Below are 23,200 nucleotides of genomic sequence, written 5' to 3'. Positions count from 1 at the left end.
ACGCTTTTGTTTAGTTGTGATGGAAATAATTTTTCAGGTATTCGGTAAAGCGCTCCTCAAGCCCTGGTGTGCGCAGGCCGTACTCAACCGTGGCTTCCAGAAAGCCCAGCTTGTCGCCCACATCGTAGCGGCGGCCTTTAAAGTCATAGGCCAGTATGCGCTGTTTTTCGCCCAGAGTCTTCAGGCCGTCAGTCAGCTGGATCTCGCCGCCGGCGCCTTTCCCGGTATTTTCCAGAATGTTGAAGATAGCCGGTGTGATGATGTAGCGGCCCAGGATGGCTAAATTAGACGGCGCGGTGCCGATGGCTGGTTTTTCGACCATGTCGTCCACCTCAAAAATGTCCCCGGTCACAGGCTTGCCAGAGACAATGCCGTATTTGTCCACCTGGTCATCCGGCACGGTCTGCACGCCGATCACAGAGGCCTGGTATTCGTCAAAGACCTCGATCATCTGCTTGAGAGCAGGCTTTTCCGGGTTGTAGACAATATCGTCCCCCAGCACCACGGCAAAGGGCTCATCGCCCACAAACTCCTTGGCGCAGAGCACCGCGTGGCCCAGGCCCTTGGCTTCCTTCTGGCGCACGGTAAAGATGCGGGCCATATTGGTAATGTCCTCGATCATCCTGAGCTCCTCGGTTTTGCCCTTCATCTTCAGGTTAAACTCCAGCTCTGGCACATTGTCGAAATGGTTGGTGATGATGTCCTTGTTCCGCCCGGTGATGATCAGGATTTCCTGAATGCCAGAGTCCACAATCTCCTCAATAATATACTGAATCGTCGGCTTGTCTACAATGGGCAGCATTTCCTTTGGGACCGATTTGGTCACCGGCAGAAAACGGGTGCCCAGGCCCGCAGCCGGAATGACCGCTTTTTTTACTTTCATAATTCCTCCTCTGATGCTTAATGCATCCCTAATCCATAGTATTTAAAGAGCTGCTTAACCTCCTTGCGCTTCACAAAAAGGTTCTGCAGGTCGATGAGTATATCGCCCTTCATTTTTTCCTTCAGCTGGTTTTCGTCCGTCGCCCGGGTGTTTGGCCATTTGGTCAGTACCACCAGCGCGTCGGCGTTCTCAGCCGCCTCGTAGATGTCATCGCAGAAGGTAATGGCGTCTTTTTCCTTAAACAGCCGCCATTTTGCCTGCTGGTAGCCATCGGGATTGTAAATCCGCAGGCTGGCTTCCTTTTCCACAAGGCATCTTATAATATCCAGCGACGGCGCCTCCCGGAGGTCATCGGTGCCGAAATCCGGGGACAGCCCCAGAATACCGATGGTCTTTCCGCCCACGCCATCCATGATGTTTTCAATCTTCGCCACACATTTCTGCTTCTGGCACTCATTGGCTGTGATGGCGCCCTTCAGAACCTCAGCGGTTTCGTCCGCTTCTTCGGCAATGCGCACCATGGCGCGGGCCGTCTTGGGCAGAATGCTGCCGCCGTAGCCCGGCCCCGGGTCCATCAGCTGGGGTGAAATCCGGGAGTCTTTGCCCATGATCCGGGTGGTCATGTCCACGTCGATGTCCAGCTTCTCGCACAGCATGGCCAGCTCGTTGATAAACGCGGTTTTTACCGCGACCAGGCCGCTGATAGCATAGTCGGCCATCTCCACCTCTGCCGGGGAGGCGTCAATGATCTTGTTCATCACAATGCCCGTCTCGCGGTACAGGTTCCGTACCTTTTCACGCGCTTCCTCATTATCCGCCCCGATGGCCACAAACCGGGGGCGCTCAATGTCCTTCAAAAAGCTGCCGGCCTTGGCAAAGGACGGTGAGGACACCACATCAAAATGGATATCCGCCTCACGCTCGTCAAGGGCTTTCTGGATAGTCTCCTCAATGACCACCGACGAGCCGGGGGGCACGCTGGATTTTAAGACTACAATCTTGGGCTCCTCCATCTGGCTGCCGATGCTCTGGGCAATGGCCCGTACAAACCGCAGGCTTGGCATGTGTTCGTCATCCTCAGGCACCTCACAGGTAATAAAAATGACCTCCGCCTCCTTGATAACCTTGCGCAGATGGCCGGTAAACTCCAGATTGCCCGTGGCCTCAGCCTCAGCCACCACCCGTTCCAGTCCGGATTCATAGCCGGGAAGCTCGCCTTCCTTCACGGCATTGACAATTTCTTCATCCATGTCGGTGCAGTAAACCTGATGGCCGCCGCGGGCAAAGGAAGCCGCATACGCCAGTCCAAGGACCCCCGCACCTATTACACTAATGATCAATTTGCTCTCCTTCAAAATAAACACTGCTCTTTACAGCAGTATTTAGTGCTTTATAAATGGTATACTTAATATCAGATTATAACATAAACACCGTTGGTTTTCCATTAGAAATTCTGATTCCCAGGCATAGAAAAAGCCTCCCAAAATCCTGAAAAGGGGTTTTGGAAGGCCTTATCGTCTTATTTATCGTATTTTTTTTCAATGTCGCCAATCATGTCGATCCGGCGCTGGTGGCGGCCGCCCTCAAACTCGGTGTGCAGCCAGGTCTTGACAATGTTCTTTGCCAGGTCGTCTCCCAGGACGCGCCCGCCCAGCACCAGCACGTTGGAGTCATTGTGGCGTCTTGTCATCTCAGCCATGTATTCGTTGGTACAGAGTGAACCGCGGATGCCGGGAACCTTGTTCACCGCGATGGAGATACCCACGCCGGTACCGCAGATGGCAATACCGCGGTCGTATTCGCCGCTCGCCACCGCCTCAGCAACCTTCTGCCCATATACGGGATAATCCACTGATTCCGCTGTTTCAGGCCCCATATCGGTATAGTCAACGCCTTCTTCACGGAGCAATTCCATGACAACCTGTTTCAGTTCAAACCCACCGTGATCCGATCCAATCGCTAATTTCATTTGAGTTCCCTCCGATTTGTTTTTGTTTATTATAACATACTTTCCCAATTTTAACGATAGTAAGCATTAAGAAACTTTGTAAAAGTATTATTCTTAATCAAAATGGCTTTCCATGACATTTTATCGTCCGGCAAGTATGATTAAGAAAAAGGGGGCAATCTTATGGGCTTGTTACAGAAAAAAGATACAAAATTTGAAAATATGACACTGACCGAATTTGATAAGCTGCCAAGAGACGAGCAAGAACGTTACGAATTTGTGGACGGAATGGTCATGATGCCACCCAAAGCCACATTGATACACCAGCTGCTCATCACTAATCTGATCATCGGGCTTGGCCCTTATTTTAAAGGAAAAACCTGCAAAGTTTTTTCCGAGGCTGAGATCAAGCTGAAAAACGATATTTTCATCCCAGATATCAGCATTCTCTGCGACCCTGACAAATTCAGCAAGCAGCGCTATGAAGGCCCGCCCGCCGTTGCCATCGAGGTGCTCAGCCCAGCTACCAGAAGCTATGACCTCTTTACCAAGCTCAACAAGTACCAGATGACCGGCGTGAAGGAATACTGGATTGTCGATCCCAAATCCCAGACCATCACCGTCCACCGCTTTGAAATCAGCGAGGCCGACATCTACATCCGCGGCGAAGCGCTGACGACACCGCTCTTTGAGGGACTGGAGCTTGCGATGGACGATATTTTCGCATCATAAAATCAACCCGTATCGCCGCGATACGGGTTGATTTTAATTCTTCACTATATAAAATGGTAACCTCCGGCCTTATACAGCCGGTTGGCCAGAGCCAGAGTGTCGTTGCCGACCTCGATGTCCTCGGCGTAGATCTTCTCAATGCCCAGATCGTCAAAGGTGCGGAGTCTGGCGAAAAGATTATGGCTCATTTCCTCCGGGTTCTCCCGGCTGCCCAGGGAGATGATGATCCCCGAATGGTAGTTGCCCATGGTCTCGTCAGTTGCCAGAATGCCGATTTGCATTTCCTCGTGCTTCTTGATATGGCGGTTGATTTTTTCAACCTTCTCGGCGTCTGTGCCCTTCACAATGACCAGATCGCCCTTCGGGGAATAGTGGGTATACTTCATGCCCGGAGATTTGGCCTTTTCCGGGATCACGTTTTCGATGGCGTTGGGGGACACCTGCACCCTGCCGATGACAGCCTCCAGCTCCGCCACGGTCACCCCGCCCGGGCGCAGCACAGTCGGCGGCTCGGTGGTGGTGTCCACCACCGTGGATTCCAGCCCGACATCTGTATCCTCAGACACAATGATGGCCGAAACACGGCCCATCATATCCTCGATCACATGCTCGCTTTTTGTAGGGCTTGGCCGTCCCGAGATATTAGCGCTGGGCGCCGCGATGGGAACCCCGGCGGACTTGATGAGCCCCAGGGCGATGAGGTTGGAGGGAAAGCGCACCGCCACGGTATCAAGCCCCGCGGTCACAACCTCCGGCACCCCGCTGCTCTTGTGCATGATCAGTGTCAGAGGCCCGGGCCAGAAGGCGTCCATGAGCTTCTCGGCCTTTTCAGGCACCTCGGTCACCAGCTTTTCAAGATCGTCCCGGTCAGCGATGTGCACAATGAGCGGGTTATCCGCCGGGCGTCCCTTGGCTTCAAATATTTTCTTCACAGCGTTTTCGTCCAGGGCGTTGGCTCCCAGGCCGTACACCGTCTCTGTGGGAAAAACCACGGTCTCTCCCCTGGCAATCAGTTCGCCGGCCTTGGTCAAATGGACGACCCCGAGCAGGGGGCTGTCTGTTTTAAAAAGTTCTGTTTTCATAAGATCAACCTGCTATATTATTATTCTGCCTCGCTCAGCAGCTGCTGCTTCATATCCCAGAGCGGCTGGGAGAGGTCCACATGGTATACGTGGGGGTTTACCATACGCTTGAAGGCTGGCCACAGGGTTTGTTTTTCCTGCACGAGCCGGTCGTGAATTTCGCGGATGGCGGGCTTCTCATACACGCATTTCCCGTCCACAAACACCGGCACCAGCAGCTCTTTCACATAATAATCCGTAATGGTGCGCTTTTTCCAGGTGTGCATGGGATGGAAGATGGTAAGCGGCTGGCTTTCGTCAATGGTTTCGGAATCCAGGGTCATCAGGTCAGCCAGAGCCATGTTGTTGCTCTTGCCGTAGATCCGGTAAATTTTCTTATAGCCCGGATTGGTGATTTTCCAGGGATCGTTGGACACCTTGAGCTTGGGCTTGCCGTCGATTTCCGCCAGTTTATAGACCCCCCCGAGGGCCGGGCAATCATAGGCGGTGATGAGCTTGGTGCCAATGCCCCAGGAGTCAATTTTGGCGCCCTGGAGCTTCAGGTCCTTGATCAGGTACTCGTCGAGGTCTGAGGACGCGCAGATGGCCGCGTCCTGGAGGCCCGCCGCGTCCAGCAGCTTTCGGGCTTCTGCGGTCAGGTAAGCCAGGTCGCCGGAATCAATGCGGATGCCGTATTTTCCGGTAATACCGCCCTCTGCCAGCGCTTTTTTAAAGACCTTAATGGCGTTGGGCACCCCCTGCTCCAGGGTGTTGTAGGTATCGACCAGCAGCGTAGCGTTCTGGGGATTGTATTTGACAAACTTCTCAAAAGCCTCCAGCTCCGTGTCATAGCTGAGGATAAAGCTGTGGGACATGGTGCCCATGGAGGGCCGGTCCAGCATGGCTTCAGTTTCGACTACCGAGGTGCCCACACACCCGCCGATGACTGCGGCGCGGGCGCCGAAATAGCCTGCCTCAGTGCCATGGGCACGCCGCAGGCCAAATTCCATAACCGCGCCGCCCCGGGCTTCCTCCACAATGCGGGAGGCCTTGGTGGCGATCAGCGTCTGGTGGTTGATGATGCTCAGGATGGTGGTCTCGACCAGCTGAGCCTGTACCAGCGGCGCCTTGACCCGGATAATGGGCTCAAAGGGGAAAAAAATTGTGCCCTCCGGCAGGGCGTAAAGCTCTCCGGTAAATTTAAAATTGCGCAGATAGCTGATAAATTTATCTGAAAATTCCGGGTGGTTCTTTTTGAGAAGCCGTACATCCTCTTCTTCAAAGGCCAGCCCCTCTATATACTCGATGACCTGTTCCAGCCCGGCTGCCACGGTATAGCCGCCGCTAAAGGGGTTGTTTCTGATAAAAACGTCAAAGACAGCCATTTCGTCCTGTTTGCCGTCCTCTACATAAACGTTGCCCATACTCATCTGATACAAGTCGGTCGCGAGCTGGAGTTTCCGTTCAAACTGCATAAGTCTCTCCTTTATCACACATCGGTTTATCCGTTTTTCAATGGGTGTGTGTTTCATTCTCTATTGTAGCACTTTAGTCCGTTCAAATCCAATTCTTTTCAAAATTTTCCACTCCGGGCCTCCCGAAATCCCGAAAAAAAGAACCGGCAGCGCCGGCTTCTCATTTTCTGTCATGCTTCTTTATTCTCCGTAGACCGCGTATTGATTTTTGCCTTTGCGCTTGGCCTCGTACATGGCGTCGTCCGCGTGGCTGTACAGGCTCTCAAAATCCTTTTCGCTGTTCTCAGCAACCACCACGCCCAGGCTGCAGCTCACATACTGCCCCTCGGTCACAGGAATCCGGCGAAAATCCGCGATCAGCTCCCGGGCCCGCTTCAGTATATCCTCACGGGTGTTGGTATTTCTCAGAAAAACGGCAAACTCATCACCACCGATGCGGCCCACTATATCCGAGGTCCTGAACAGGCGCAGCAGGCAGTCCGCAATATCCCGGAGTACCTGGTCGCCCACCCCGTGGCCATAGGTATCGTTAATGCCCTTGAAATCATCAATATCCAAAAGGAAAAAGCCATGACAACAGGTTTCGCGCCGCTCATTTTTCAGAATAAAGGTAATCTGTTCCTCAGTGGCTTTTTTGTTGTAGAGATTGGTCAGCGAGTCTCGGCTGGCCTGGTTCATGAGCTGGACCTCGCGCTTTTTCTGGGTGTCAATATCCTCAATGAGCCCCATGATCCGGCGCACATTGCCCTGCTGGTCTCTGATCCCCGTCAGGCGCACACGGCACCAGAAAATACTGTTGTCCAGGTGCCGCATCCGGTATTCCTCCTCGCCGTGGCTCAGGCCGCCGCGCACACTCTCCAGAAAGCCCGCAAAGGACAGGGCTTCATTGACATCCACAATCCCGCCGGATTCCACTTCCGCAAGAGTTGGTGTATAGCCCATCCGCTCCTGCCAGCCCTGGGAGCAGACCAGAGTATTGTCCGTCAGATCCCATTCAAAGAACAGGGCGTCCATATTTTCGAGCAGCACGCGGTAGCGCTCATTGTCCATTCTGGACAGCTCCTGCCGCTCTTTTTCCTTGCGCTCATTTCTTCGATGGCTCAGGCCAACGTACACACCCACTGCCAACAGCGCCAGGCCGATTTTTACACAGAGCAGCAGCGCCATCTGGCTGATGTACTCCGCCTGGCCCATAATCACCCGGTCTGGCACCATCGTCACCACATACCAGTTATTAATGGTTGTGGGCACATAGCAGAAGTGCCAGGTTTCATCACCATCTTTGAAGGAGGCATAGCCTGACTCGCCGCTGTGCATTTTCCTGCTGACCTCCTCCTCAGAATCACCATTCGCCAGCCATTTTGAAATCTCGATATTACCGTTCCTGGGCAGGAGAACATAACTGCCATCTGTCTCCACCACATAGGTCAGGCTCTCTCCTCCGTACACCTCCATGTTTACCACATTGTTGAAGGTTTCAGTCAGGTAAGAGCCTGAGAGCACGCCGGCCAGCGCCCCCTCCCTGTAAACCGGCACCGCCACCGCAAAGCCCTCTTTGCCCGTATGAGCAGAAACGATAATACCTGACACCGCATCCTGACCCTCCAAGGCTTTTTTATAATACTCGCGGCCGCTGAGGTCCTGCTCTGCCCCTGTGGAGGTGTAGGCCATGCCGTCCGGCTGGATATAGGTCATGCGGTCAAAGGAATAATTCTCACAGCCCAGTCTGAGGTTGCGGGTAATCATGTCTTTATTGTCAATGGAGTCATCCTCCACCATGATGGCCGCCAGGCTGTGAAGAAACTCAAAATCCCGCTTAATCTGCGTCTCTAAAAGCAGAGCACTCTCGTGATTCATATCGTGCAGAGTCTGCTCCGCATTGCTGTGGACCGAGTTCCGTACTCTTTGGGAAAACTCAAAAAAGGAGGCCGCAATCAGAAAAACAATCAGAGCGGCAAACAAAATATCCAGGACAATACGCTTGCCTGTTCGTTTGACTTTTTTCTGATCCTCCATTAAAGCAACCCCCTTTTATCTGTCCAATACCTTCTATAATATTCTATTATATTTTATCACAACTGCTTCTCCTTTACAAACCTTAACCCCCTGAAAAATAAACATCTGGTTTAACTTTAAGATACCTCCGCGGTCGTCTCCAGCGCTGCTGTTTTCGGGTTTTCGGGATGCAGTTCTGTGACAACCGAAGCATTTTTACCCAACACCTCATCCTGTAAAAGCGGATTGATGCCGTAGCGCAACGCTTTGGGCCTTCCATTCTTTCCAGCCGCTGCTTCCTCCTCTGGCAGTACCCTCAGATACCCCCTCTCTATGAGCCCGGAGATATACGGCCTTTGCTCCTCATTGGTGCGCAGACGGCCGCGGCAGCTCTCACGCAGCACATCGTGCGGCACCACCATTTTCTTGAGCGCGCGGCATTTTTCCCACACATATTTCAGACTCTGCACCTCCTCGCTGTCCTCCACGGTTTTGTGCGCCGCCTTGGTGTGCTCCAGAAAATAATTGGTCAGGCGGATGGCCTTCTCCACCGTCTCCGCCGAAATCTCACGCTTTTCCACCGCCTTGCCGCCATGCTCCATGAGGTGCAAAATTCCCGCCAGGCGGATGGTCTGGCCGATCACGCGCCGCGCCACCCGCTTGATGCAGGCCAGATCCTCCTTAATACGTTTTTGAATGTTCTGGTCATTATAAGCAACCATCAACCGTTCGGCCTCTTTTGAAAAACACAGCTCGTAAAGCTCATGCCCATTGCGTTTAATGGACATAATATCTCTGATCTTATTTTCATAATTCGCCAGGACCAGCGGTTCAATATCCGGTGAATCCCCAAGACAGCGCTCGTCCAACTCCTTTGGGATTGAATAGATAAAGCGCGAAGTCATCCCCTTTTCAATAAAATCCCTGCGCATAAAATCTTTAAGCACCGTAGGCTGAATAGAAAAATTTACCGTCAGATAGAGATGATCGACATGAATATGACCCTGTCCCGCGCGGTCTTTGTCCAACGACTCATTACTGTATCCATGCAGATAAACATCAATATTTGAGCTGCCGTCCTTGCTGTAACGTCCCCCCATAATATCAATGACGCCGCCCTCCGTCGAGACCACCGACATAACCCCATTGTTCTCAGCCAACAGGTTCTCAAGGGCCTCCGACGTTACATTGTCCGTCATGCAGCGCAGATTTTTTACAGGCTTAAAGGCCGAAAATTCCTTCTGTACCTTCTCCAGATCCGAATACTCGGCCTTGCCACTCACACACTGTTTTTTCGTCTTTTCCACACGATCCCTCAAAACATTCTGCCAGTTCGCGTCCATGTCGATTTTCCCCTTATACTTCTCATTAAAATCATGGACAAAATCCTCCACCGGCTTTTTAAGCACATTCATGATCTCCGACTTGCCCGTACCCGATTCCATCACCGTCATGGTAAACAGGTTAACCCCCTTCTGGTACACCGCTGCTTTTCCTGGATTTACCTTAAAACGGCCCCCCTCCGCCAGAGAGATCATCGAAAGCAGCGATACCCCCACTGCGTCCACTGGTGCCTGCTTACAGGCTGCCAGGTCTTTGGCAAAGCGTCTAAAATCATCCGTCAGGCAGTCCAGCGGAAAATCCGGCAGCCGATCCTGCACCAGCTCAATACGTTTGAGCGGCGCGTATTTCGCAATTTCATCCAGACGGCGCTTTTCACGCGCTTCCGCCTCCAGTCTCAACGCGTTTGGCGATTTCTCCCCAATCATGCTGCCATTCCCCTGAACCATTAAATTCGTGATTGTTGACATCCTCATTACCCCGTGCTTTCTTAAATTTTTGAAAACTACTTGCCAATTCATCTTATTCCTGATATAATCACTATAGTGAATAATATATAATTTATTCACTATAGTGATTATTCTATTTTATTATCCAAACTCCTTTAAAATAATCAGTATTTTATAAAATTTAAGCATTATTTAAGAAACGAGGCCCAGAATGTCCGACATCAACCTTTCCTATTTTCCAGCCCGCCTCCGGGAGCTCCGGAAATCCCATAAACTTACCCAGGCTCAGATGGCTGCCCGCCTCGGTATCGCCCCGGCCAGCCTCAGCTATTACGAAAGCGGCGAGCGCCTGCCCGACCTGCGTGTCATGGATACCCTCTACAACGAGTTTGACGTCAGCTTTGAGTATATGCTTGGCTATACCCAGTCCCCCCTGCCACCAGACCCCACTGTTCTGGATTTCCTGGACCTGAGCCCTGCCGCCTGCGACAACATCGTAGAGCATTTTAATAAAACCCATACCGATAACGCCGCCCTCAATATCCTGCTGGAATCCCAGAGCTTTTTCGAGTACGCCCGCCTGCTGGCCGACAAAGCCATCCGCCAGCTGCGCAAAGAAGCCCCAGACCCCGATGCCGATAAAAATGAAAAGCTGCTGTACACCCTGATTGAGGAGAGCATTGAAACCAGCTACAGCCAGGAGCTCAGCCGTCTCGAAAAAAGCATGGAAGCCGAAATGATCGAAAAGGGCACCAGCCACCCTGCCTTCCAGCATATCTCCGAAAATGTGCCCAACCAGCTGGACGACTGCCTGGAGCTTTTGTATAAATACCGTATTTATACAAAGGAAGGCCGCCCCTTCCCGCCAGAGGACCAGATGAAGCTGAACAAGCATTTTAAATGGCTTAGGCAAATGGATGAGGAATTTGAGGGAGAAGCATAAAAAAGACGACCGGTAAATTTTGCCGGTCGTCTTTTGATGTTTGGGGATAATCTTATTTAATTTTGATTTCGTCCGAACAGATACTTTTTATTAAACAAGTAAAAACTCCCGAAATCCTGAAAAGTCCTGGAGAGAGAGTTTTCGGGTTTTCGGGAGATATATTTAAAAATTTCTCAGATTACTTTTTCAAAATGGTGGTCTATTATCCATTTTTCCAGTTCCTCGCTATTTTGAAAGCTGGTTTTGTTAGACAGACTGTCGGATTGATCGAGCATTCCGTTATAGTTATTTTTTTTGTTGTTCTGTAATACACACCATTTATTTCAACAACATATCCTTTCCACTGCGCATGATCTTGTGTATTCGTTGTATTAGCATACATGATATAAGTTTTTTCACCATTTACCTCCATAGTCAGTGGACGCCAATATAGGGATTCTGGTTTTCCGTTAATCGTTGAATTCCAATCCTCACCAAAAATATTTTTCAGGTCAATCTCATCTACAGGTTTTAAGCTGTTATTATTTTCTTTGAAAAACTCTTTAATAAAATCTGACTGCTGACTTGATTTAAATAAATCTAATAGTTTTTCTGCCAAACTTTTTGATGCGTCTAAATTCGGCCGTGATGAATCTTTATCATGGTGCACACTACATGGGACTTCTTTCAAACGATAATATCCATTTTCAAATTCAAATCTACATTCTGCCAGATTATACTCACCACCTGCTGGACAAACCCCCTTTGCGATATTATTTTCTATCGTCGCATCACCATAGCTATTCTGAATTGCCTTTGCTAATATGGGAATCGCTTCTTCTCTGGTTGCCGGCAGTTTTTCTGTGGCCTGCGACTGATAGTAACGCAGACAGTCACTCCTTGCCGATTCACACAGCTTTTCTTTTGAATTACCGACAAAGCCCAACATGGCGGGAATTGTAAAAGCGGCCAGAATCGCGAGGATCACGAGGACGATGATGAGTTCTATGAGGGTGAAGCCGCTAGAATTATTATATTTTTTCATCTTTCTCAAATTATTTATCCTCTATCCAATTGGCATTTGTTTCGATATGTTTAATATCCTTTTCACCATCAGAGTGTACTCCAACTTCTGTCTTGGCATGATAAAACTTACCTGTTGAAACATTGTATTTTGTTACATATATTTCACTTCCCTCTGGTAAATCATCAATAAAAGTTTCTGTCCAATAAATATTATAGTCTTCACCAATTTTTTCAATACGCCAACTACATGTTGTCTTTGTATCAACGCCTAAAAATTCCAATATTTTTTGTACATCTGGCGCAAAATTCTTACCTGTAGAGTCCAATGTACTCGTTGGATGTGCATTAAAATAGCTTACTATAAAGGAATTATCACTTTTTATATCATTCTCAAGAGTACGTATCGCAATATGCGTTACCCCAGCCTTGTCACTTGTATGTCCTTCACAAGAGCATAGAATATGCATCTCAACTTCCGTACCTTTACTTTCTTCGGTATCTACGAACTGAATAAGATAAATCCCCCCGCTCGGACAAATACCTTTATAAACTTTTTCCACTTTACTTCCTGTTTCATCTTCTGTATCAAGCACTTGGGTTTCTCCGCCGTATTTATCAATAACAATTTTATCAACAATCGAAAAGCTCCGATACTTTGTAGGTACCTCTACACCTTTGTCAACCACTAAATCCGTATAAGATCGCTTAATATCATTTGTTTTCGACCGGCAATCCTTGGCCTTAGCATCATCGACAAATCCCAGAAGTGATGGAATGGTAAAAGCCGCGATAACGGCCAGTACAGTAATCGTGACAATGAGCTCGATCATGGTAAAGCCCTTTTCAGTTTGAAAGTAATTTTTTTAAAAAACCTCAAACAACGCTTTTTCATTCCACTTTTACCCATGTCCCTTCCTGCGTGCTGGCTTTGTTTGTTATTTCATCATAAACGGGGGTTTTACTGCTAGATACACCATCCTCTTTTCGCCAAACTTTATTGTCTATAGTAATATTATCTGTAATTCTCCCGTTTGTTCTTTTACCCTCTCTATAAGCAAGATAATACCATCCGCTTTCTCCTGGTACATCGCAGTAAATCAATCGGGTTGCCCACTGTTGCCCCTGTGAATTCGAAACATATACAAAGCATGAGACTTTTTTTGTATTGGATTCCGATATAAGATATGCCCGCATTTTCATCGTGCCTTTATAATTTGTCAGATAATTCGTCAAGGTTTGATTATCACTTTTTTTGTCATCTGCTGTCCCCTTATACTCTGTAAGTTCCATTACTTTTTTGTCAACATTATCGATGGTATTTTGATCGAATCCCGGGAAATCCGGCCAGTATGCATAAACAATATCTTTACTCCAGCTTCCCAGATAAGGCTGTCCTTTATAGTAAAATTGTGTAACGTAAGCTGAAATGAAATCATTTGAAGCAAATTGATTATTAATTAAGCCCGTTATCGCTTCACCGTCTTTAAGGGCCTCACCCTTTATGATTCTACTGTAAGTATCCAACATCTGATCTTTCAACGCGAGTGGATCATAGGTGGTGGTGGCTGTTTTTTCTTCGTTGTATGAAATCACCGGGTTCGTATAAATAACATTGCGTTCGCCGCCTGTCACTAAAATGCTCCCGCTATCCCGTGTATTGGCCTTTAAATTAATGGTCTTTAACACCTCGCTGGTGCTATAAACCGGACTGGTGTTTCCCTTGTCCAGTACATTGACTGTTAATTCTAAATGGGTTGTATCCAACACTTTTACCTGATAATCTACCTGATAGCCACTATCATAAAATGCTGAACCAAAAACATTGGTGTAAGCGTAAGTTTTCTTCTTTTCTTCTTCTTTTTCAAACGTTCCAATCATAAGCTGTCCGCTATCGCTTAGCCTAAAAAGCTTATCATACTGAGGATCTTTATCTTTCGTTTTATCTGGATTCATGATCTCCACATGTGTAGCGTAAGTAAGACGTCTCTGTACATATTCAAAAACACTGTCACCAATATATTTTTGGGTATTTTTAACTTCAGTTTGAGCAAAAAGATTGTTTCCAAAATACAAATAATTTCCGGCCACTGCCAGTATAATGGAAAAAATAGCCAGCGTCACGATTAGCTCGATGAGCGTAAAGCCGTTCTGATTCCTTTTTGCCTTTCCTGACAGTTTTAAAATTTTCATTCGATTTTCTTCCTTTCGTACTGGTATATTTCCCAGCTGTTTTGAAGAATACCGCCTTTATCTGCAAGCGTCTCCCCTACCTTTGTCGCATTATTATTATAGGGTTTTCCAGCCTGCTTGTAGCCACTTAAGGGCAAACGGCTCGGAACACCATTATTTTCATTTTTAGAAAAGACTTTTCCTTCATTGTCCGTCAGCCATTCATCGGAATTATTTTTTTTAGAAATTTCGACATCTTGTATCCAATAAATTTTAACATCTGTATTCTTCTCTGTCGTTACTTTTGGCTTTGTTTCAGTATTGCTTGTACCTGTAATGTAAAAGGGAAATGGCACAATCTCGCTACTATTTGCATTTCGATTAGGATTCATAAAATTAACGGAAGCTTCATCCTCCATATAAATAAAAATATCTGGCCCATAATAATATTCCCAAGCTTCAGTGGTATACTCGCCCTTCTCATTTTCAAACCATTTATCCTTTTGTGTTGATGTTACATTTTGAGCCGTAGTATTTTTAAAAAGCTCATAATCCATTCCATAAATATTGAGAGTTGCGCCTTTTTCTAAATAAATAAAAACCGCTCTTTTTTCAAGGTTCCCGTTTCCCACTATATCCCTGCTAATGGTTAATTTACCTGAAAGTGTTTTTTCTGCTTCCAACTTATAGACTGCCACATCCATTGTGTTATCTGCTACATTCTTTTTTGTTTCATCGTTCACGATAGTGCTGTTGTTTCCCACATAAATTTTTCTGCTGTTTTTGTCTCCGCTTAACTGTTCATCATCTTTCAACGTAGTCGCCCATTCTTTCGCTGGCCAGATAATACTTTCCGGCTTTCGGTAAGCATCTAAAATAACTGTCTCTGTTGTGTCGTTTACCGTTGCGGTAGAGGTAATAATGGCATGTCCTTTGGACATGGCAGCTTCTACATTCGCTTCTCCCATACCCTCCGTATTTTCCTGAACAGAGCCACCATCCTTTTCGAGAACATTGTCATATTTCACAAAATAATTCTGCCCGCTCACTTTATTTCCATAGACAAGATTCTTATATAAATCATCATAAAAATTTTTACTTTGATTATTGCCGCTAACATATCCATTCAAGCTATTAAAAACCGAATTAGCTGTAGACAGTGCAGTAAAATAGCTCTGATTAAGATTGTCATTTTTTATACTTCGCCGGTTCATGGACAGGGCAACCCAACCAATGGCGATTCCTAAAAGACCAAAAATCAGGCAAATAACCAACACCCACACCAATGCAGATCCCTGCTTGTTATTGATTGCTTTCATGGCTAGTTATTATCCTTAAATAAATTTGTGACATAATCATACACGATCTGATTTTGATCTAAATAGGACATGTTTTTGATATTGCAGACATCAAAATCTTCTTTTTTCATGCTAAAAAGATCTTTCCCCGCCGTACCTAAATCAATCAGATAATATCCTTTTTCAATGCCTGTCGTTGTCCCGACAGTAACATCATTGGCAAAATAAATTAAAATTTTATTTTTATTAGTGTCTTTAACTGTTTTTATATTGGTTAGTATTAGCTTACTATTGTTTTCTTGTATAATATTACCTTTAACATAAAGAAAATCCAAATCCAATTTCAGGTTTTTTTGTATCTCCGGCATTTTTACCTCAATAGAAGTCGTATCTTTTGTAAAATAGAGCTGACGAACCTGATTAGCACCACCTGCATCTGCATCGGTAAATGGTTGTGTTAAAGTGATTACGCCAATATATGTATCTTTTTTCAATTTATCATAATATTTACCTGTTTTGCTGTCGAGCACTGATCCACCATAACCAACATTGGCATTTTGTTCAGCCGGCACTGTAGGCGCTTCCACTGGTTTTGCTTCTTTTTTGGGTATTTCTGATAGTGTTGGCGTAGTTAGAGCGTCCACGCTATTATCTGGCTGAAACAGTTTCATATCCATATCTGCCTTTTCTGTCGAAGTCGCAATATAAAATGTGCCAGGCACTGCGTATTTTTTAAAAAAGGTTAATATCGTCGTCTTGCCATTTTCTGGAATCGTCGTAATCTCCGAATTTTTCAGCCCCTCAAATTCCTCAAGCGCCGAAGCACCCACCGCATTTAATTTCCCTGTATTCTCCTGGCTCGCATTCTTTATAGACTCACTATTCCCCATCACCTTCAGTGCCCCGTTAAACCCGGTAATCAAAATCGTAGCCGCAATCGCAAAAATCGCAAACGCCACGATCACTTCCAGCAGGGTCATGCCCTTATTGTCGAGCTTCCATTGTTTTTTCATCCATCAACGCTCCTTTCCGGGCTTTTGGCTGTTCTGCCCGTGGTGCTGGACCGGTAAATTCCACCAGTCGTCTCATCGCTTCCCGGGACGTAGCGTTTCATTGCCGTCCCGGACTTTTCCATTTCCTTATCACAAAGCACCCTCGGGTGCGCTCTGATCAAAAAACAAAAATAATCCTAAAATCCCCTCCCGAAATCCCGAAAAGTACCTGGCGCAGTATTTTTCGGGATTTTGGAAGGTTTATCAAAGGAGAACGGGGCGTGCCCATCCTCAATTAATAGCTTGTTATTCAGCCGTGTTGGCCGCGGCAGCGCCTTTATCCACCATATACACGTTAAAGGTCACGCTGACCGTGTTTGTGCCCGCACGCAGGTTGGCAACCTTATTTTTGCTGCCTGAGCTTGATGCACTGCTGGTTCCCGGGCTCACATCAAAGGCGGTAATCTGGATATCGGAACGGGCATTGACAGTGTCTAACAGATTCTCGAACTGGCCGATGTTTCCCTGGATCGTCATGGTGACGGTCCCGATATAGATACCGTTGATGGTGGGCTCAGCAGTGGTGGTTGTACTGTTTTTATCCGTGGTGGTATTGCCCTGCATCTCGGCCAGGTCTTTCATTTCCTGGGCCTCGGTGGTGGTGTCGCTGGACTCGGTAGACTCGGCAGCGTCACTGCCAAAAGAGGCGACTGTGGCAATCTCATTGGCTGTGATCGCGAGATCCTGGGCTTTAAAGCCTTCGTTCACCACCAGGTTGGTAATGAGGTTATCCAGCTCATCGTTGGTCATACGCTTTTCGTAGCCTTCTTTTTTAGCTGAAAGATCCGCAGCGGCTGCGTCCTTGATGGTCTTATTGGCTGGCAGGCTGGCAATGGCCATTTCCATTTCCTGTTTTTTAAACTCGGCCTCACTCCGTTCCTCGGACAGGGTCTGATATTTGTTGATCCCCGGGAAAAACACCAGGTACAGGGCGGCCATGATGAGCAGGGCCATGCCTAAAACATAGAGCAGGCCCTTTTCACGCCTGGTAAACTCATAATTGATGTTCATCTTGATATTGGGTTTTTTAAATTCTGGCTTTTTCATGGCTGCACCACCCCCGGTTTCAGATAGGCCACAACGGAGAAGCCGTAGCTGTCCGGTGTTTTGACGGTTTCGGTATTTGGGGTTGTCACCGTCTGGCCGTTTGGCAATGTGCTTGTGGATGAGCCATTGGTCACTGTGGACGTGCTGCCTTCGCTCAGGCTGTAGCCCTGGTACTCAATGCTGCTGAACAGGCCGGAACGGTTGAGCTCGCTGACATAGGCCGCTGCCGCAAACTCATTAGGCGCAGAGGCGGTAATGCCCACGCCGCCAGTGGTCCAGTCATAGCTCAGGGCGCCCACGGTAATGTTATTGCCCAGGTTGAGCACCTGGTAGACTTTATCGCTATTGACCACCGGATAAGATTCCATGGCCTTTCGGTTGGTATCCAGAATACTGGTCTGGCTCTGGATGATCTTCAGGGCGCTGTCCAGCTGCTGGGCCTCGCTGTACTCGGACACGTTAGTAGGGTCGTTGATGTATTTGTTGGCCTTTTTAAGGGCCCTGTCCACATTGTAATTCATGATGGTAAAAAACGTAAATCCAATGACCATAACCGCCACCACCACCAGAGGCGGAATGGCCCATTTGTTTTTGATAGAAAAGGAGCGTTTAGGCTTGAGCGCTGTCTTGTAGCTCGTCAGCAGATTGACATCGTTCTTTTTCTCAAAGAAAAGGGACGCAGGAGAAAATCATCGTCAATGCTGAAATTTTCCTGGATATTCCCGGTGTTTTCCACCGCGCAGACGGATACCTCGGTGTCGTCCACATACGCCTGGAGCCGCCGGATCTCGTCTCTGGTCAGGCCAGCGTAGTAGGCCTTGTCCAGAATGTATTCGGATTTCTGGCTCTTGTTAAACTGCACCAGTGAGGACAGCTTGGAGGCCATCTCAATGGTAAAGGCCTCAGTGCCACGCTCTGCCATGATTCTGGCCTGGCTGGAAAATGTATACACACCATTTTCGAAAAGGGCGTACATAAGGTTATTGCCGTCCAGCATGTTGATGGCAAAGGTCTGTCCGCTATATTCGCTTGTGGCCTCCACATAATTGATGGTGGCGTTCAGAGCAGTGTCGATGCGTCTGAGCTTGATGCCCGCCGTCTCGAAAAGGCGGATGTAGCTTTCCAGCACCTCCCGCTCCACGGCACAGCAAAGCATGTTGGTGCCCTGTTTCCCTCGGATACTGCTGTAGTCAATGATCAGATTCTCAAAATTGGTGGCGTCCTCAAACTCATGGTGGGACAGCTCGGTGAGCTCCTTTGGCGTCATCTTGGGCACAGCCACATTTTTGTTGACGATCAGGCTGGAATTGATGACCAGATTGGTGCTGTGAAAATCAATATCGCCTGCCTCGTCGGCCTGGTCAATGGCGTCAAGAAGCATATCCTCGTTGGTGATGACCCCGTTGATCATGGCGCCCGGTCCCATCTCCACGGTCAGGTGCTTTGATATGGTCAGCTTGCCGCTGCGCACATCCCCCTGGAGTATCTGAATGGCGTCGCTGCCTAAATAGATGGTTGTCTGCATACTCTCTTATTATCCCCCTAACCGATACTCTGATAAAATGTGACGATCGGTACCATAACGGACAGCATTACCGTCCCAACGATCACCGCCATGATAATAATCATTACCGGCTCGATGATCGTAACCATTCGCTGTATGGCCATTTCTGAGTCATAATCGTAGGAATCCGCAATGGAGTCCAGCATGGTGTCAAGATTCCCGGTTTCCTCACCGATAAAGATGGTGGATACCAGCTTCTTATCCATACCGTCAATGCTGCCGATGGCCTCGGACAGAGTGCTCCCGCTGCGCACCATCTGGGTGGCCGGGCCAAACTGTCCCTCGATATACTTATTGCCCACAATGCTGGCGCTGATTTCCATGGCGTTGATCATGGAAAGGCCGCTGGAATACAGCGAGCTCAGCGTCCTGGCAAAACGCGCAGTGTAAATAATTTTAATAAGCTTCCCTGCCCAAGGCAGGTGGACCTTCATCTTGTCAAAGCGCAGCCTGAAGGACGGCGTACCGAGAAGCGCCCGGAAAGCCCCAATACACAGGGCCACCGCAATAAGCAGCCAGTACCAGTTGGCGGTCATAAAATTGGAAATCCCGATGACCATGACCGTAATCGCTGGCAGTGCCGCATCCATGCCCTCAAACAAATCAAAAAACTGGGGCAGGATAAAGGTAAACAGCCCGATCACCACCACGACCGTTGCCACTAAGAGCAGGATCGGGTAGATCATAGCGTTTCTTATTTTGGTGTGGAGGCGGTGCTCCTTCTCATAATACAGCGCCATCTTGTGCGCGGTCTCGGCCATCTGGCCGCTGGACTCGCCCGCCCGGAACATATTGATGATAAGCTGGGGAAAAGAGCCCCGGCTGTTTTCCATGGCCTCCGACAGGGTAATCCCCTGCTGTACCTCACGGTAAAGGGCTTTATACACCTTTGCCACATTGGGCTTGATGTTGCGCTCCATCATAATGGAAAGCGCGCGGATCACCGTAATCCCCGAGGCCAGCATGTTCTCTATCTCCCTCGAAAAATCCGAAAGCTCCATGTTTTTCATCTTGTAAGCTTTCTTCTCAGCGTCCACTTCACGGCACTCAAGCAGAAATTCATCCTTTTCCCGCAAAGCCTTACGCAGCGTGCTCTCGTCAATGGCGTCCGCCATTCCATTTACTATTTTTGAGTTCATGTTTTTTGCTTTATACTTAAACTTTGGCAAAGTCTCATCGCTCCTTCCGGCCGCTTCATAAGGTTGAAGTCCAGGGTGTCTACCTTCTCATTAAAGTCCAAAAAAATTCAAATACCAAAAGATGATCTGCATTCCCCACAACATGGATACCAAAATCCCCACTGAGAGGTATGGGCCAAAGGCCATGTGCTTTTCCCCGCTCTTGCGGATAAGCTTGATGACACCTACAATACCGCCCAGCACCAGGCCGATAAAGGTCGCCAGCAGGGTGCAAGGCCAGCCGAGGAGAAATCCAGCGACTGCCATGAGCTTGACATCTCCGCCGCCAAAGCCGCCGGGAATGACCAGTGATAAGACCAGCATGGGCACCGATATGACAAACACACCGATTACCCGGGAAATAAGACTGGGTTCCAGAAACACAAAGTAGCTGGCCGCCACAGGGATTATCAAAGCGATCACCAGGCCATTGGGGATGGTCATGGTGTCAAAATCTATGAGGGTAACTGCAAGTAAAATGGCCGCTACCGCAAACCCCACCACCGCCTGAAGGCCAAAATCATAATGCCCGGCCATGAGCAGGGCCAGCAGCCCGCCGCACAGCTCGGTAAAGAAATACCGTGGCGCGATTTTCGCCCCGCATTTCCGGCATTTTCCCCGCAGCCACAGATAGCTGAGCAGGGGGATATTATCATAAAACGCAATGGGCTTGCCGCAGTTCGGGCAAAAAGACCGGCCCTTGGCGACTGAAATGCCAATGGGCACCCGGTAGACCACCACATTTAAAAAACTGCCAATCATACAGCCAAAAATAAAGACAAAGGCATACAGCACAAAATATATCAAAGATAAAGAATCATACAAAGCGAAACCTCCAGGATTTATGTGTGAATTCATACATTTTACTTTTGATCATCCCTGGAATAAACAGTTCTCACCTTTCCATCGACAACCACATTTTTTCCTGGTTCAATTATAACATTGATGTTATTTTTAATCATCTCAATTTTATCAATGGTGCCGTCACGGTTATCGTCCACAATGGTCAGCTTTGTAACCCCCTCATAGACGTTATCCGGCCCCACCAGATCCCGCAGGTCATTGGCATCCGGAATGCGGTAAGGGTTTTCCGCTGTCTCGGCGGATTTAAACTCCGTTGCCCGTATCTGGGCCGCCAGGTAGATGGTTCTTGCCTCAGCCACCACCGCGTCTTTTTTGGCGTCGCCGATGAAATGGAGGTACCCTGGAATGATGATCACAGCCAACAGGGCAATGACGACAATGACAGTGATGAGTTCCATCATGGTGAAGCCGTGAACGCTTTTGATTAAGTTTTCCAGTTTACGGTTAATCATGGACAGGCTCCTTTTGTTCTTACTAATTTAGTTTTTGGGTTTTCGGGATACAGGTTTTAGTTCTTTTCTATTTTTGTGATTTCGGCGGAGCCGCCTGCCGAAATAATTACAATATATTTTCCAGTTTTATCTAAATATTGAATTTCTCGAACTTTCCCCTCATCTTCAGTACCTTTTTTACCAAGCATTACATAAATACGATTAGTTTTAGCCGCGTTATTATCAGAAGCTAAATCATGCCTCTCCCCATCATCGAAAGAGTCTGTTTTAAACCAAAGCTCGTCTTTACTCATTCCAAAATCACTCGCTAAATACTCTGCGATTTTTTCAGGAATTTCTATTCTTGAATTATTATTACTGTAGTATTCCGTAGCTACCGCCTGTGCCGCCACATAAACCTCCCGTGCCTCGGCAATGGCGGCTTTTCCTTTGGCGTCCTCAACAAACCCTAGCATGGCGGGGATGGCAAAGGCTGCGAGAATAGCCAGAATAACCAAAACCATAATCAATTCGACCAAGGTGAAGCCCGAACGGGACCGAATACTGTTTTTTAATCTTCGTTTTAGAAAAATCATCTTCCTGCCCCCTGCACAGAAAATCGGAATCCTGCTCTGCCATTCTCCATTCTCAATTTTTCCATTGAAAAACCCCTCCAGAAATCCTAAAAACACAACGGCTCATCTACTGAAAAAGTAATAGAATCTTGTTTTTAAGGCAGAAAAGCATTTAAACCAATTTTAAATTAGTTGATAGTTGATAATGGGCAGTTGATCGTTCATGTACAAATTACCAAAAGCAATTTGCTCCATAACTATCCACTATCAACTGTCAACTACTCTCTTTTCTTTCCGGCAATAAAAAAAGCGCCTGAAAAGATGGGGAAAAAGGCCGGCTGCGGCGCTGCAAGCTCGGCCTTAAATATAATATTATTTTATAGTAACTGAACCACCTGAAGCATTTTCTTCAATAGTAATCAATTTTCCATTTGCCCCCATGTATTCGACTTTTTTTACAATAGCCGCTCTGTCACCTGTATCCATTGTAACATTTACTTGACCACTAGTACCAGGGGTAGTTGTAACTGGTGCAAAATTCGGAATATCATCTTTAACTAATTTTTGTACTTTTAAAGGAAAAGCATCTGTCTTATCATTCGCAAGAGCAGCAGTCCATACTGGAGCTGCATTAGTAGTATTATAAATTTCTGTCGCGGCTGATTGTGCAGCTACATAAATTTCTCTCGCCTTTGATACCTCTGCTTTTTCTTTCGCATCATTCACAAACCCCAACATCGCCGGAATCGTGAACGCTGCTAAAATCGCCAAAATAACCAATACTACAATCAATTCTACCAAAGTAAAACCTTTCTGGTTTTTCTTCAGCTTATTAATCATCTGAATCATTTACATCTCTCCTTTTATGTTCTCTTGTTTACCTTTAAATATAAACCTTTATTTTAACCGTCCGCGCCATGACGATTATAAACAGAGTGATTGCCTGCTCCAGCGGTCCTTTTTGTTAAAGGCTACTCAAAAAATAAAAATAGCCGGAAACCATACAGGGGTTTTCGGCCATCTACCGGTTGTGGCATCTGGCTGTCATATCGGCCTGGAGCTTCCGACGTAGACCCTGTAGTTTTGCGCCACGGGCTTTCGCACCGCTTTGCCTTTTGAACAATTCTATTCTACAACTGATTCGGACATTTGTCAAGAACTATAAAAACCAGTTACTTTTAAATATTCCG

Annotated in this window: 21 protein-coding genes, 1 pseudogene and 1 riboswitch; of the genes and pseudogenes, 2 read left to right on the top strand and 20 right to left on the bottom strand. The window is 47.5% G+C overall.

Annotation, left to right across the window (positions count from 1 at the left end; translation table 11 throughout):
- Nucleotides 1-10 precede the first annotated feature (10 nt).
- From galU to rpiB, 3 genes are all read right to left on the bottom strand, one after another.
- Nucleotides 11-883, bottom strand: coding sequence for a UTP--glucose-1-phosphate uridylyltransferase GalU (gene galU / locus FYJ53_RS01595; protein ID WP_013382371.1), 873 nt, complete (start codon nucleotides 881-883; stop codon nucleotides 11-13).
- Between the two features lie 17 nt (nucleotides 884-900).
- Nucleotides 901-2,223, bottom strand: coding sequence for a UDP-glucose/GDP-mannose dehydrogenase family protein (locus tag FYJ53_RS01590; protein WP_038352496.1), 1,323 nt, complete (start codon nucleotides 2,221-2,223; stop codon nucleotides 901-903).
- 179 nt (nucleotides 2,224-2,402) lie between these two features.
- Complete coding sequence (rpiB, locus tag FYJ53_RS01585) at nucleotides 2,403-2,852, bottom strand: ribose 5-phosphate isomerase B (RefSeq protein WP_090414796.1); 450 nt, start codon at nucleotides 2,850-2,852, stop codon at nucleotides 2,403-2,405.
- A 162-nt stretch (nucleotides 2,853-3,014) separates the two neighbouring features.
- Here rpiB and FYJ53_RS01580 point away from each other — a divergent pair, with 162 nt between their 5' ends.
- Complete coding sequence (locus FYJ53_RS01580) at nucleotides 3,015-3,563, top strand: Uma2 family endonuclease (RefSeq protein WP_154556902.1); 549 nt, start codon at nucleotides 3,015-3,017, stop codon at nucleotides 3,561-3,563.
- A 44-nt stretch (nucleotides 3,564-3,607) separates the two neighbouring features.
- On the opposite strand, the gene FYJ53_RS01575 is transcribed toward FYJ53_RS01580, so the two are convergent.
- The 4 genes from FYJ53_RS01575 to FYJ53_RS01560 form a co-directional block, all read right to left on the bottom strand.
- The gene (locus FYJ53_RS01575; RefSeq protein WP_148429862.1) at nucleotides 3,608-4,645 is read right to left on the bottom strand and encodes an L-threonylcarbamoyladenylate synthase; all 1,038 of its coding nucleotides are present in this window, start codon (nucleotides 4,643-4,645) and stop codon (nucleotides 3,608-3,610) included.
- A gap of 20 nt (nucleotides 4,646-4,665) precedes the next feature.
- Nucleotides 4,666-6,099, bottom strand: a complete 1,434-nt coding sequence (locus FYJ53_RS01570; protein WP_090414800.1) for a nicotinate phosphoribosyltransferase — start codon at nucleotides 6,097-6,099, stop codon at nucleotides 4,666-4,668.
- A 180-nt stretch (nucleotides 6,100-6,279) separates the two neighbouring features.
- Complete coding sequence (locus FYJ53_RS01565) at nucleotides 6,280-8,115, bottom strand: diguanylate cyclase domain-containing protein (protein WP_148429864.1); 1,836 nt, start codon at nucleotides 8,113-8,115, stop codon at nucleotides 6,280-6,282.
- Nucleotides 8,116-8,231: 116 nt separating this feature from the next.
- Nucleotides 8,232-9,905, bottom strand: coding sequence for a YfjI family protein (locus FYJ53_RS01560; RefSeq protein ID WP_187367979.1), 1,674 nt, complete (start codon nucleotides 9,903-9,905; stop codon nucleotides 8,232-8,234).
- Between the two features lie 190 nt (nucleotides 9,906-10,095).
- Between FYJ53_RS01560 and FYJ53_RS01555 the strand changes: the two genes are divergently transcribed.
- Complete coding sequence (locus tag FYJ53_RS01555) at nucleotides 10,096-10,827, top strand: helix-turn-helix domain-containing protein (RefSeq protein WP_148429867.1); 732 nt, start codon at nucleotides 10,096-10,098, stop codon at nucleotides 10,825-10,827.
- A gap of 202 nt (nucleotides 10,828-11,029) precedes the next feature.
- Here FYJ53_RS01555 and FYJ53_RS01550 read toward each other — a convergent pair whose 3' ends face one another.
- The 13 genes and pseudogenes from FYJ53_RS01550 to FYJ53_RS01490 all read right to left on the bottom strand — a co-directional run bounded on the left by FYJ53_RS01550 (nucleotide 11,030) and on the right by FYJ53_RS01490 (nucleotide 22,859).
- The gene (locus tag FYJ53_RS01550) at nucleotides 11,030-11,851 is read right to left on the bottom strand and encodes a type II secretion system protein (protein ID WP_243128680.1); all 822 of its coding nucleotides are present in this window, start codon (nucleotides 11,849-11,851) and stop codon (nucleotides 11,030-11,032) included.
- 10 nt (nucleotides 11,852-11,861) lie between these two features.
- A pseudogene (locus tag FYJ53_RS01545) lies at nucleotides 11,862-12,671 on the bottom strand (type II secretion system protein); the annotation flags it as partial.
- 49 nt (nucleotides 12,672-12,720) lie between these two features.
- A complete protein-coding gene (locus FYJ53_RS01540; protein WP_013382383.1) occupies nucleotides 12,721-14,022 on the bottom strand; it encodes a type II secretion system protein in 1,302 nt (433 codons plus the stop codon).
- Nucleotides 14,019-15,320, bottom strand: coding sequence for a hypothetical protein (locus FYJ53_RS01535; protein ID WP_148429870.1), 1,302 nt, complete (start codon nucleotides 15,318-15,320; stop codon nucleotides 14,019-14,021). Before FYJ53_RS01535 ends, FYJ53_RS01540 begins: the two co-directional genes overlap by 4 nt.
- Nucleotides 15,321-15,322: 2 nt before the next feature.
- Nucleotides 15,323-16,312 carry a prepilin-type N-terminal cleavage/methylation domain-containing protein gene (locus FYJ53_RS01530; RefSeq protein ID WP_090414811.1) on the bottom strand — a complete coding sequence of 330 codons (990 nt, stop codon included), beginning with the start codon at nucleotides 16,310-16,312 and terminating at the stop codon, nucleotides 15,323-15,325.
- Between the two features lie 285 nt (nucleotides 16,313-16,597).
- A complete protein-coding gene (locus tag FYJ53_RS01525) occupies nucleotides 16,598-17,398 on the bottom strand; it encodes a hypothetical protein (RefSeq protein ID WP_148429872.1) in 801 nt (266 codons plus the stop codon).
- Entirely contained in the window at nucleotides 17,395-17,949 is a 555-nt protein-coding gene (locus FYJ53_RS01520; RefSeq protein ID WP_154556900.1) for a hypothetical protein, read from the bottom strand. The genes FYJ53_RS01525 and FYJ53_RS01520 overlap by 4 nt, the downstream gene beginning before the upstream one ends.
- 86 nt (nucleotides 17,950-18,035) lie before the next feature.
- On the bottom strand, nucleotides 18,036-18,923 hold the full coding sequence (gene pilM, locus FYJ53_RS01515; RefSeq protein ID WP_154556899.1) for a type IV pilus biogenesis protein PilM: 888 nt from the start codon (nucleotides 18,921-18,923) through the stop codon (nucleotides 18,036-18,038).
- 17 nt (nucleotides 18,924-18,940) lie between these two features.
- Nucleotides 18,941-20,131, bottom strand: a complete 1,191-nt coding sequence (locus tag FYJ53_RS01510) for a type II secretion system F family protein (protein ID WP_148429877.1) — start codon at nucleotides 20,129-20,131, stop codon at nucleotides 18,941-18,943.
- A 60-nt stretch (nucleotides 20,132-20,191) separates the two neighbouring features.
- On the bottom strand, nucleotides 20,192-20,965 hold the full coding sequence (locus FYJ53_RS01505; protein ID WP_090414822.1) for an A24 family peptidase: 774 nt from the start codon (nucleotides 20,963-20,965) through the stop codon (nucleotides 20,192-20,194).
- A gap of 38 nt (nucleotides 20,966-21,003) precedes the next feature.
- Nucleotides 21,004-21,456, bottom strand: coding sequence for a type IV pilin protein (locus FYJ53_RS01500; protein ID WP_148429879.1), 453 nt, complete (start codon nucleotides 21,454-21,456; stop codon nucleotides 21,004-21,006).
- Between the two features lie 56 nt (nucleotides 21,457-21,512).
- Nucleotides 21,513-22,031: a type IV pilin protein gene (locus FYJ53_RS01495; RefSeq protein ID WP_148429881.1), complete on the bottom strand. Its 519-nt coding sequence runs from the start codon at nucleotides 22,029-22,031 to the stop codon at nucleotides 21,513-21,515.
- A 351-nt stretch (nucleotides 22,032-22,382) separates the two neighbouring features.
- Nucleotides 22,383-22,859 (bottom strand): type II secretion system protein, encoded by a 477-nt coding sequence (locus FYJ53_RS01490; protein ID WP_148429883.1) that lies wholly within the window; start codon nucleotides 22,857-22,859, stop codon nucleotides 22,383-22,385.
- A 180-nt stretch (nucleotides 22,860-23,039) separates the two neighbouring features.
- Nucleotides 23,040-23,133: riboswitch (cyclic di-GMP riboswitch) on the bottom strand.
- Nucleotides 23,134-23,200 lie beyond the last annotated feature (67 nt).

It is taken from the genome of Eubacterium sp. BL-380-WT-2B (assembly GCF_009696115.1).
GTDB lineage: Bacteria > Bacillota > Clostridia > Eubacteriales > Eubacteriaceae > Eubacterium > Eubacterium callanderi.
This window is presented reverse-complemented; position numbering and strand designations above follow the sequence as displayed.

Bases quoted from the DNA above. Each gene is read 5' to 3' on its own strand.
- galU (WP_013382371.1), bottom strand. From the start codon at position 883: ATGAAAGTAAAAAAAGCGGTCATTCCGGCTGCGGGCCTGGGCACCCGT.
- rpiB (WP_090414796.1), bottom strand. From the start codon at position 2,852: ATGAAATTAGCGATTGGATCGGATCACGGTGGGTTTGAACTGAAACAG.
- FYJ53_RS01580 (WP_154556902.1), top strand. From the start codon at position 3,015: ATGGGCTTGTTACAGAAAAAAGATACAAAATTTGAAAATATGACACTG.
- FYJ53_RS01575 (WP_148429862.1), bottom strand. From the start codon at position 4,645: ATGAAAACAGAACTTTTTAAAACAGACAGCCCCCTGCTCGGGGTCGTC.
- FYJ53_RS01570 (WP_090414800.1), bottom strand. From the start codon at position 6,099: ATGCAGTTTGAACGGAAACTCCAGCTCGCGACCGACTTGTATCAGATG.
- FYJ53_RS01565 (WP_148429864.1), bottom strand. From the start codon at position 8,115: ATGGAGGATCAGAAAAAAGTCAAACGAACAGGCAAGCGTATTGTCCTG.
- FYJ53_RS01560 (WP_187367979.1), bottom strand. From the start codon at position 9,905: ATGTCAACAATCACGAATTTAATGGTTCAGGGGAATGGCAGCATGATT.
- FYJ53_RS01555 (WP_148429867.1), top strand. From the start codon at position 10,096: ATGTCCGACATCAACCTTTCCTATTTTCCAGCCCGCCTCCGGGAGCTC.
- FYJ53_RS01550 (WP_243128680.1), bottom strand. From the start codon at position 11,851: ATGAAAAAATATAATAATTCTAGCGGCTTCACCCTCATAGAACTCATC.
- FYJ53_RS01540 (WP_013382383.1), bottom strand. From the start codon at position 14,022: ATGAAAATTTTAAAACTGTCAGGAAAGGCAAAAAGGAATCAGAACGGC.
- FYJ53_RS01535 (WP_148429870.1), bottom strand. From the start codon at position 15,320: ATGAAAGCAATCAATAACAAGCAGGGATCTGCATTGGTGTGGGTGTTG.
- FYJ53_RS01530 (WP_090414811.1), bottom strand. From the start codon at position 16,312: ATGAAAAAACAATGGAAGCTCGACAATAAGGGCATGACCCTGCTGGAA.
- FYJ53_RS01525 (WP_148429872.1), bottom strand. From the start codon at position 17,398: ATGAAAAAGCCAGAATTTAAAAAACCCAATATCAAGATGAACATCAAT.
- FYJ53_RS01520 (WP_154556900.1), bottom strand. From the start codon at position 17,949: ATGGTCATTGGATTTACGTTTTTTACCATCATGAATTACAATGTGGAC.
- pilM (WP_154556899.1), bottom strand. From the start codon at position 18,923: ATGCAGACAACCATCTATTTAGGCAGCGACGCCATTCAGATACTCCAG.
- FYJ53_RS01500 (WP_148429879.1), bottom strand. From the start codon at position 21,456: ATGATTAACCGTAAACTGGAAAACTTAATCAAAAGCGTTCACGGCTTC.
- FYJ53_RS01495 (WP_148429881.1), bottom strand. From the start codon at position 22,031: ATGATTTTTCTAAAACGAAGATTAAAAAACAGTATTCGGTCCCGTTCG.
- FYJ53_RS01490 (WP_148429883.1), bottom strand. From the start codon at position 22,859: ATGATTCAGATGATTAATAAGCTGAAGAAAAACCAGAAAGGTTTTACT.